Here is an 8579-nt window from a genome sequence, read left to right as displayed (position 1 = left end):
GGAGACCGCCGCTGTAATTTCCTGCAAGGCATCCTGGACGTTATTTGCCGCCAGTCCCGCAATCGCTGTGATTGCGAAGTACTCAGCCCTGGCCGTGACCGCTTTGAACTTGCCGGCAAGGTACTGCAGCACCATGCCTTCGCTCAGGCCCGCCGCATCGACATCCGAAAGACCGGAAAGAGCGTGATTATGCTCACTTATGCTTGCGGTGATCTCGGCAAGTTGGGCGGGCAAGCCTGACACAGCCTCAAGATCGTGGATATGCCCGGCATCGGACTTTCCAGCAATCGCATCTGCATTTGCCTTTAGATAGGCATCGATCTTGTCGAGCGCCGTGATCAACCTGGCGAGATCTTCCGCCACCGTGTTGTCAATGTGCGGTTTCTCGATATTGAACTCGCTGGTGCGGGCGTCCGTTGCCATTGGTCTTCCCTCTTAATAGCTGTAAGCGCGCAAGCGTGCGATGGACGGACGGGCGGCCGGCGTACCGGTCAACGTCAGCTTCACCCGTCCGCCATTAGGTGCCGCGAAATCAAGTTGATGCTTGGGTTCAATCCAGCCACCGGACAGTGATCGATTGGAGACGACTGGAACCGCATTCCAGTTGCCGTCTGCAGCATCCACATCAACGGAAACAGTCGCACCGGCCGGAAGCTGCCGGTCATAAAGCGTCCGGAAAAAGTTATCCCCTTCGATCGGGAACACCTTGGAGACGTACTCCGCAACCGCCTGCAGTTGCCCACCAACAAGGGTCGTGCCCGGATAAAGCATGGGCGACATCCACTGCGTCCCTGACAAAATCGCATGAAGTTTTATGGTCTCCGAAACATACTCGGAGAACTCGAGAGATTGGCCCGGCGCAAGTGGAATGCGCTGACCATCTTCCCGCTCCAGTTCATAGTGGAACCCGACCTCCGTGGTCTGTAGTTCAACGGCGCCACGGACGATCAGATCCGTGATTGCCTGAACGCTGCCCTCAAACAGCACGACTGACTTTTCAGTTTGCGTGAACTTGGCCGCGACCACTTCGATCTTGGGGTCGCTATCAGGATGCGCGACCCAAGTGGTCCGGTTTGATCCAGAAAACAGATCGCCAGCCGTATAGGGCTGCGACGCAACCCGTTGCTGGGTCTCAGGCACCACCTCTCCCAAGGTGGCTATCTTGATCGCATGGTCTGCATCATCGGTCATGATGACGACGCAGTATTTAAGCGACGCAGACGTGAACACAGGCGCATCCCAACGTGCCTGGATCGTATCGCCAGGCGCCACCCCAATCATCGAGACGTAGCAATCGGCCAGCACTTCGTTCGTCGGATAACCATTCAAGGTCGTGGCCAGCTGAACCCGCAGTCCATTGGATTGCTCGCCGACAACAGCAATTTCAAAGTTGATGCCGCAGTTAAAGCCGTCTTGTGGTGGAACAAACGTCCAGGCAAGTGGATCGCTGCTTGGGCCACTGCCCTGGCTACCATTCCCTTCGCCTGCGTTTGAGTTTTGTGTCACCACCGTATTGGTGACATTCGTGACATTTGTCACGTTCGTCACATTCACGATCGTCACCGGATCCGGGGCGGTGACGGTGACCAGGGTCACCCGGCGCATGACTTCCGTGGTGATTTCGCCCTCGCCAACAAAGGTCGCGCGAGCGAAGCTGCCAGCAGCACCAAGCGCATCAACTGTGTGGCTACCGGTCGGCACGTCGGCCGGGATTGTAATCGTTCCAGAAATCTGGCCGTTTGCGTCTGCGACCAGCGCTGGTGCCGGTGTGACGTCGCTGCCTGCGAAAATCAGGCTTTCCAACTCTTCATTCACGCCAAAGCCGGACAAAGCGAAATCAACATCCAATTGCCGCAAGAACGCTGCTTCTTGCGTTGATTGGCTCACTTCTTCCGTAATCGTGGTGCTTTCCGGAGACTGGTCTGGCGCGGCCGTAAACTCGCGAGTGATTGGCGAGGTCCATGCCGTCTGCGTTTCAGTCCAAAAGTCCGCATTCGGATTGAGTTTCAAATCCCCCGGCATGGGGTTGTAGTTGGCATAAGGGTTGACCTTCATTTCACTCGTCGCCAGTGGCTGGCTGATGATCACCTCTTCGACGTAATCGAGCATTTCGAAGCCGCCGAACTGCTCCACAAACACTTGGACAACCGGCAACTGCAAAGTCCCTTGAATGATTGCCGCACTTTGGGCAACGCCATCGTCGCGGTAGCTGTCATCAAGAAAGCTATCGGTAAACCAACCATCAGCTGAAACAGCGGCTGCATCGGGCACTGATTGCTGCAAGGCGGTCCTGTTGGATTGATCTGCAACCTTCAGCAACAAGGCGAACATGTCGCTGATGTAGTCATAGGTCAGAACGCGAACGCCATTGTTTACGATCGAAGGCGCACCGAACCAATCATGATGCACCTCCGCCAGTTTCAGGTGGCCGCTAGGCTCGGGTGGTGGCGGCGCCCCCTTGCGTGCAGACACCCCCTCGACAATCTGGGGAACACCATTTGCGTCCAGACACAGGATATCCTTTCGAGGAATGCGCGACTGATATGTCGCCAGGACCGCCTCGCCGTCTTCCCCGCCCGTTAGCGTGATTGTACTGTTGTCGAATGCAATGGAATCGGCCGGCGCAAAATAGGTGTAGGTGAGCGAATAGGTCGAACCATCATCTGGCTCAGCGCCGCCGGCAGCCCACGAAATATTGTCGCCGGACTTCTCATAGGTCGCAGGATCAAAAGTGGTCGCACCCTGCGTAACACTTTCAATCGCAATGACCGACGCATGCTGGAGTTCGTCCATTCCGTTGGGAACGGACCCACGCACCACGTTTTCGGTGACGCGTTTTGTAACGACAGCAGAAATAACCGCATCAATCGGAGGCCTTGTGACCGTTACAACAGCAGACCCACCATCACTCGAATATGTGTGCACTTCTGCAGAAACAAGCTCCAGTTCAGGGTTCTGAGACTGGCGGAACGTGAATGCAGTTTCACGGGTTTTGCGAAAGCCGAGCACATTGGCTGAGCCAGCTGCAATGGAATAGACTTGGTTGCCATCGCCATCCTCGCCAAGCGCTGAGACTTGGCTTCCGGCGACAATATAGTTGCCGCGAGAGCGATCATAGAGCGACAGCGTTTCGAGGATGCCTTCAAGCGCTGGCGGCGGGGTCTGATCAACAACGGTTCCGTTGCTGACCTGGTAAACCTGGCTGAATTCACCACTGCCGCCATCATTCAAAATGGCCCAGGCGAGTTTTTCCTCTGTACGTACCGCGCCGGGCTCCAATTCCGAAGCTGCCCCAGCGTGCAGACCAAGCAAAGTCTCATCCGCATCTGAATCGATGTAGTCGATCACCTTACGCACGCCGACAATCACATCGCCAGCAATCGACACCAGATCGAATTGAGCAGGCTCAACGGCAAGAACATTACCGCCGACATAAATCTGCCCAGCAGCCAAAATGATACTTGCCGTCGTAGGAGAGACCTCTGGACTATCGGCATCAATGTCGAGCGCAACGGTGATTTCCGCGCCCGAAATACGGTTTCCGTTTGCCGCGACCATGTTGCCAAGGGCAGCTGTTTTGCGCCCAAACAAACCCTGCAATTCATTGAGATCAGCCCCTTGAAGAAAACGGCCTTCGGCAAACAACATGCCAGTGCGGTTCTCTGGTGCGCTTGGCGTCCGATCGTAGATCGCAGGCAGGCCGGATAGATGTTCAAAGGCCATTCTAGAACCTCATTAGAAACTGGACGTGCTCACGAATTGTCTCGCCGAACACAATTGAAATTGGATAGCTGGCGACTTCTGTGCCGCCAGAGAGGCCGGCCGGATCTAACCAGAGCGCCCCTGGCCGCGATGGGTCTGCAACATCCGCTCCGAAAATAACTGAGACACTTGACGCCTCTTGGCCGAAACCATCACCCCAACCTGTTCGGGCAAAGACATGAACCCCAATCGGGCTGGTCAGGCTGGGCGTATAAAAGTCAGAACCAAATCCATAGCCATTCAGCCCAACCGCCACGCCCCGGCAAGCTGCGAGGCGGTAGCCGATGGTTGCACCCTCGCTATCGGCAAAACGGAGCCAGCACGTCATTTCCGCAAGCGCAGCCCCGAAGGAAACCCGCCGCGCCAATTCAACATCTTCGCTCCACTTGAGGTCAGCCGTGCTCCATGGAAAATCCATGTCCACCCATTGCTCGCTCGCAACGTCAGGTATCCAGATACCAAGTGCGCTTAAGTCAGCTTCGGTTAGCGTGTGCTCAACCTGATAGTTTCGTCCAAACGACCATTTGAGCGCACCTTGCTTGAGATGCACCCCGCTATCATCACCCACAATGCAGTCGCCAAGGCGCGTGTATCCAGTCTCGGCCGCAGCAAAATCATAACCGTGAACCCCGCGCCGAAAGGTGGAACGCACTGGAACACTTAGACCCACAAGGCCAGAAATCCGATCGAGATCAGCAGCAACATCTCGCACACGATCCAGAAGGATTTGGAATTCTGCCCAAGCAAGACGCCGCGCCGGCGGATCGACCAGGAGACCTGAATAGCCCGCCATAGCGAGGCCCTGATCCACCGCATCATGCGTGCCCCGGGCGCGGGACCATGGCAGGCCCTGGTTCAAAATATCGGACAGATTGTCCAAGTACGGCAGCAGGATATCCAAGCCGTATTCATGAACAAGAAACGGCAGCAGATCCGGCGGCCTGAGGGAGTGCTTCCAGCCCGAGATCACCGCAATCCCGGGCGTCACCCGGCTGGTCGGATCACATGCTGCCTCGACCGCCGTTTCCAATGAAGTGGCATTGGTCGGCAAAAGCTGATCGGTCATCGGCCACGTCCGCCGTCCAGAATTGTCACGTTACCGATCGCGACGGCCTCATTTGAACCGGCGACTTCATCCGCTGCAGGAAAAACAACAGTCACGTTGGTGACACCCGACACCATGGCCGTTTTCGAAAGCCAAGCGCGCGTCAGGTCGAGCCCGAGCAAGTTTTCCTGTTCCCGTGCTTCAACGATATGGCCTGCGAGTTCGGCCAGCAGGCTCGATGACGCCGTTGGCGAGATCCGGATTTCAAGCGTAACGTCGACGGTCCTGCGCACCGCTGACGTCACTTCATAATGGTCGGACACCAACCGCACGGAGGAAGCCTCAAGGGCTTCAGTGACAGTCGCCAGCAAAGGCGCATCCGCTGCCCCGCCAATGTCAGTGGAAAGCACACCAACATGTATCGTTGGATCTCTGCCCTCTGTCCAAATGGCGACATCACGAACTACTAGAGACGCGCCAAGGCAAATGCCTCGAAAGCGGTCTTCAGTCCCTCCAGGGGAGCGCCCGACAATTGCCAGCTGAATCCGCTCCTGAAACCTGGTGTCGTCTTCGTCCTGGATCCGGCTTAAGCCATAAAAGCTGCCCAGATGATCCAGGCCATTGCCAGATGCAAAGGCAAGGATCTGGTCTCGAGCAACAACGTTGATCCGATTGCGTAGCAGCAATTCGCGATAGGCCGCAGTTTCCAGAAGGATCACCGCAGGGTCCGTCTCTAGACCATCAACATCCCAATTAATATCAAGTGCTTGTAGTCTTATCTTCAGATCCGACTTTAGATCAGACACAATGGTCTCGTAATCCAGAGTTTCGATTACCTCCGGATTCGGTAACTGACTGAGATCGATCACAGACATCTCCTAGAGAACCGCAGCACCGCCGGTTGTGAAGTTGTAGGAAAACGACAGAACCCGCTCGACCGTCAGGTCACCGAGATGCCCCTTCGGCCGATAGTCCGCCTCAAACACGAAACCGGCCTTCCCGGCCCGCACTTCATCAATTGTTCCGCTGAGAGAAATGCGGCGCACATTCAGGCGCGGCTCCCACAAGTCAATCGCCACACCCACCAACTGAACAAACGCTGTCAGCAACGCCGGCGTGATCGCACGGCCCAACAGCTCCACGGTGCCTCCACCGAACTCACGGCGCATGACTCTTGAGGCAATCCGGGTAGAGAGGATCACTTCCACGCTTTGAAGCGTTGAGGTCAGATTATCTATGACCTTGAACGTGGTTCGATCGATGCCGGCCAAGCCTCAAATCTCCGGCTCTTCGCCGTCAGGCTCGGGGTTCTTTGGCGCGCGCTTGCGCTCCAAAGGCCGAATTCGGCCAAGGCCTAGATCAAACATGGCCTCGCCATTGGTTAGCTTGACCCGCCGATTTTGCGGGACTGGCATACCGTTGACAACATCAAAGCCCGGCTCGACCAAATAGGTTTTCTTATCCATGGGAAGCTCCCTAGTGCGGTTCTTTGGTATCGGCAGCGCCTGGGACAACACCGCTATGGACATGGGTGTCACCGACATTCGTGCCGTTGTGCAGGAGATGTCCGGCCTCAAAGTCGACATCGCCGACCAAACGGACATTGCCCCTCACCTCGAAGTCGCCTTCAAGCGTGACTTTCCCGTCTTTCATGGTGAGCGTGATGCCGAAGGCCTTCAAAATATTGGCGGCGAGATCTTGGCTTGGCGGCTGCGCCTGCCCTGAAAACCCGGCCCGGAACATCACGCCCTGACGCTGATCGCCATGGGGATGCATAACCCCGACCACCTGCCCTTTGGTCAGGGGAACCCATGACCTGGTCTGCCCACCCGATTCTGGATGCGGATACCAAGGTGACAAGACCGGACCGTCGTCGCCTTCGGCCAACTTGATCCGGTATCCTTTTTGAGGATCGACGTCAGCGATCGGTCCAACGCGCAGCGCGTTTCCCATCGACGTCTTCAGCATTTCAAAATCGAGCTTCATGCCCACGATAATCTCGTGCATCAGTCGACAACCTCTAAGCCATGCCCCTCAACCGCAATCGCGAAGGTGTCAGCGGACATTTCGCCTGCCCCTTCGATAATCGGCCCTATGCCAAGCGCGCTAAGTTCACTCCTGGCCAGCCCGAGGCGCTCCTGAGTTGAAGTCCAATCGTTTGTGCCGGGATGAACTTCTGCGCGGATCAGTCCGGCAAGCCGCTGATCATCGCTCGACCCAGCTTCCAGCATTGCCAAAAACCGGCCAAAGGGCGTCTTTGGCTGTATTTGTTCTTCGGACGCCGGATCGCTCAAAAGCTCGAAAGTGAGCGCAATCTGGCGCGCGGCAATGCGTTGATGGCTATCGTTCCCAGCCGCCCGCTGCCGGTCTATCTTCAGCAAGCTGCCGGTCAGGCCACGGAATATGTCCGCAGCTTCATTGGCTGGGTCCATCAACGCGCTCATCACCTGACGATCGACAAGATCAAGATAGATTTCCGAGGAACCGTCGGTGAAGGGGATCCCGGAAACCGCAGACTGCATTTTCCGTCCAGGGTGATCCGGATCATCTTCCTCAATCACCATGGCGCTGGTGATGCCTATTTCAAACCGGAACACGACCTTGCCATTTTCCAAAAACCGGCGATTGCCGTCCTGACCGGGCGAAGCGTCAGCCTCATCGGTATAGACAGCTATGAACCGGCTGCTTTTGGACACCGCAAGTTGCCCGCGTTCGTCCAGGCTTAAAGCCCCGATCTCACTGTCCAGAACATTCTCATCGACAAGCGTGCGCCCCTGGAGCGCTCGAACCGCCATCAAGCGGGCGGCCATCATGCAAAGGCTCATTTGTCTCCAAGCTCCACAATCAACCTCAAGTGGGATCGTGTATCGACAGAGAGAACTTCGAAGGCCGGTGCGCCGTCCCGGTCCAGCGCAACGACCTCTTCCCCCCCAAGAAGCAAGAGAGCGGGATAGACCGCCCGATCGATCTTCATCCGCGCACCGCCCGCCCGAATGTCTGTCTTCCAGTCCCGCCCTTTGCCTCCGGACAGATTGCCGGTCTGTTCGTCATGGGTCCGCAAAGGCGCGTGGATCTCGATGGTTGGACGGTCAGGGTCTTCCCTACCATCCTTCCAGAACCGCACCGCGAGCCGTTCAGAAAACACATTGTCGACTGCAGAAGTCAGGCGAGACCGGAGGGCTGTGTTGATGATAGGCACAGCGCTTAAATCAAGGCCTTTTCAGCGTCTGAAAGCGCAGCGACGGCTTCGTCCAGGATCGTTTGTGCAGCAGCCTTGGCCTCGTCCGTCTCAGCATTGGCAAGCGCGCCTTCCGCTTCAGTAACGGCGGACTTCACGGCATCGAGCCCCTTCTCGGTGTCCGATGCACCCTGAGCCCCTGAAGCGTTGGCTGACTTGGTTGAGACCTCAGCCTTTCCAGAGGTTGCATCCTTGGCTGCAGCCTTCTTTTTGGTCGGCACATAGGCGAATTTGTCAGCCACAAGATGCTTGCCGTAGACCTCAGGAACCTTGACCGGCTCGTGAGGGGGCACAGACTTATCCTTGCCTCCTGGGGCATGTCTTGCCGGAATAATACCACCGCGGATAAACGCAATTGTCATTATCTTGTTAGCCATGGGAATCTCCTTTCAGGGTCGAAACGCCCGCTCACGGCGCTTTGAGCCGGAAAGGCAAAAGCCCGGAGCTGAGCCCGGGCCTTTGCATGGTCAATCTGGAAGAAATATTTAAGTGAGCGTCAGTCGACGCAAGGCGCCTGGCTGTGTGCAAAGCGAG

The 8579-nt window shown here is 56.6% G+C and carries 9 protein-coding genes and 1 pseudogene; all 10 read right to left on the bottom strand.

Annotated elements, in window-relative coordinates; genetic code table 11:
• Positions 1-423 (bottom strand): annotated as a pseudogene (locus tag ABJZ52_RS04010) (hypothetical protein); the annotation flags it as partial.
• A 12-nt stretch (positions 424-435) separates the two neighbouring features.
• Complete coding sequence (locus tag ABJZ52_RS04005; protein ID WP_348190342.1) at positions 436-3723, bottom strand: DUF4815 domain-containing protein; 3288 nt, start codon at positions 3721-3723, stop codon at positions 436-438.
• Position 3724: 1 nt separating this feature from the next.
• A complete protein-coding gene (locus ABJZ52_RS04000) occupies positions 3725-4828 on the bottom strand; it encodes a phage tail protein (protein ID WP_348190339.1) in 1104 nt (367 codons plus the stop codon).
• Positions 4825-5682: a baseplate J/gp47 family protein gene (locus ABJZ52_RS03995; RefSeq protein ID WP_348190336.1), complete on the bottom strand. Its 858-nt coding sequence runs from the start codon at positions 5680-5682 to the stop codon at positions 4825-4827. The genes ABJZ52_RS04000 and ABJZ52_RS03995 overlap by 4 nt, the downstream gene beginning before the upstream one ends.
• 3 nt (positions 5683-5685) lie before the next feature.
• Positions 5686-6078 carry a GPW/gp25 family protein gene (locus tag ABJZ52_RS03990; protein ID WP_348190333.1) on the bottom strand — a complete coding sequence of 131 codons (393 nt, stop codon included), beginning with the start codon at positions 6076-6078 and terminating at the stop codon, positions 5686-5688.
• 3 nt (positions 6079-6081) lie between these two features.
• Complete coding sequence (locus ABJZ52_RS03985; RefSeq protein WP_348190330.1) at positions 6082-6273, bottom strand: hypothetical protein; 192 nt, start codon at positions 6271-6273, stop codon at positions 6082-6084.
• 10 nt (positions 6274-6283) lie between these two features.
• A complete protein-coding gene (locus tag ABJZ52_RS03980; protein WP_348190327.1) occupies positions 6284-6814 on the bottom strand; it encodes a baseplate assembly protein in 531 nt (176 codons plus the stop codon).
• Complete coding sequence (locus ABJZ52_RS03975) at positions 6814-7620, bottom strand: hypothetical protein (RefSeq protein ID WP_348336310.1); 807 nt, start codon at positions 7618-7620, stop codon at positions 6814-6816. The genes ABJZ52_RS03980 and ABJZ52_RS03975 overlap by 1 nt, the downstream gene beginning before the upstream one ends.
• Positions 7621-7628: 8 nt before the next feature.
• A complete protein-coding gene (locus tag ABJZ52_RS03970) occupies positions 7629-8006 on the bottom strand; it encodes a hypothetical protein (RefSeq protein ID WP_348190322.1) in 378 nt (125 codons plus the stop codon).
• 5 nt (positions 8007-8011) lie between these two features.
• Positions 8012-8422 carry a hypothetical protein gene (locus ABJZ52_RS03965; protein ID WP_348336309.1) on the bottom strand — a complete coding sequence of 137 codons (411 nt, stop codon included), beginning with the start codon at positions 8420-8422 and terminating at the stop codon, positions 8012-8014.
• Between the last annotated feature and the right edge of the window lie 157 nt (positions 8423-8579).

The organism is Roseibium sp., from assembly GCF_039982295.1.
In the GTDB taxonomy this organism is placed as follows: domain Bacteria; phylum Pseudomonadota; class Alphaproteobacteria; order Rhizobiales; family Stappiaceae; genus Roseibium.
The sequence above is the reverse complement of the archived record's forward strand: the minus strand, read 5'-3'. Positions and strand labels throughout refer to the sequence as shown.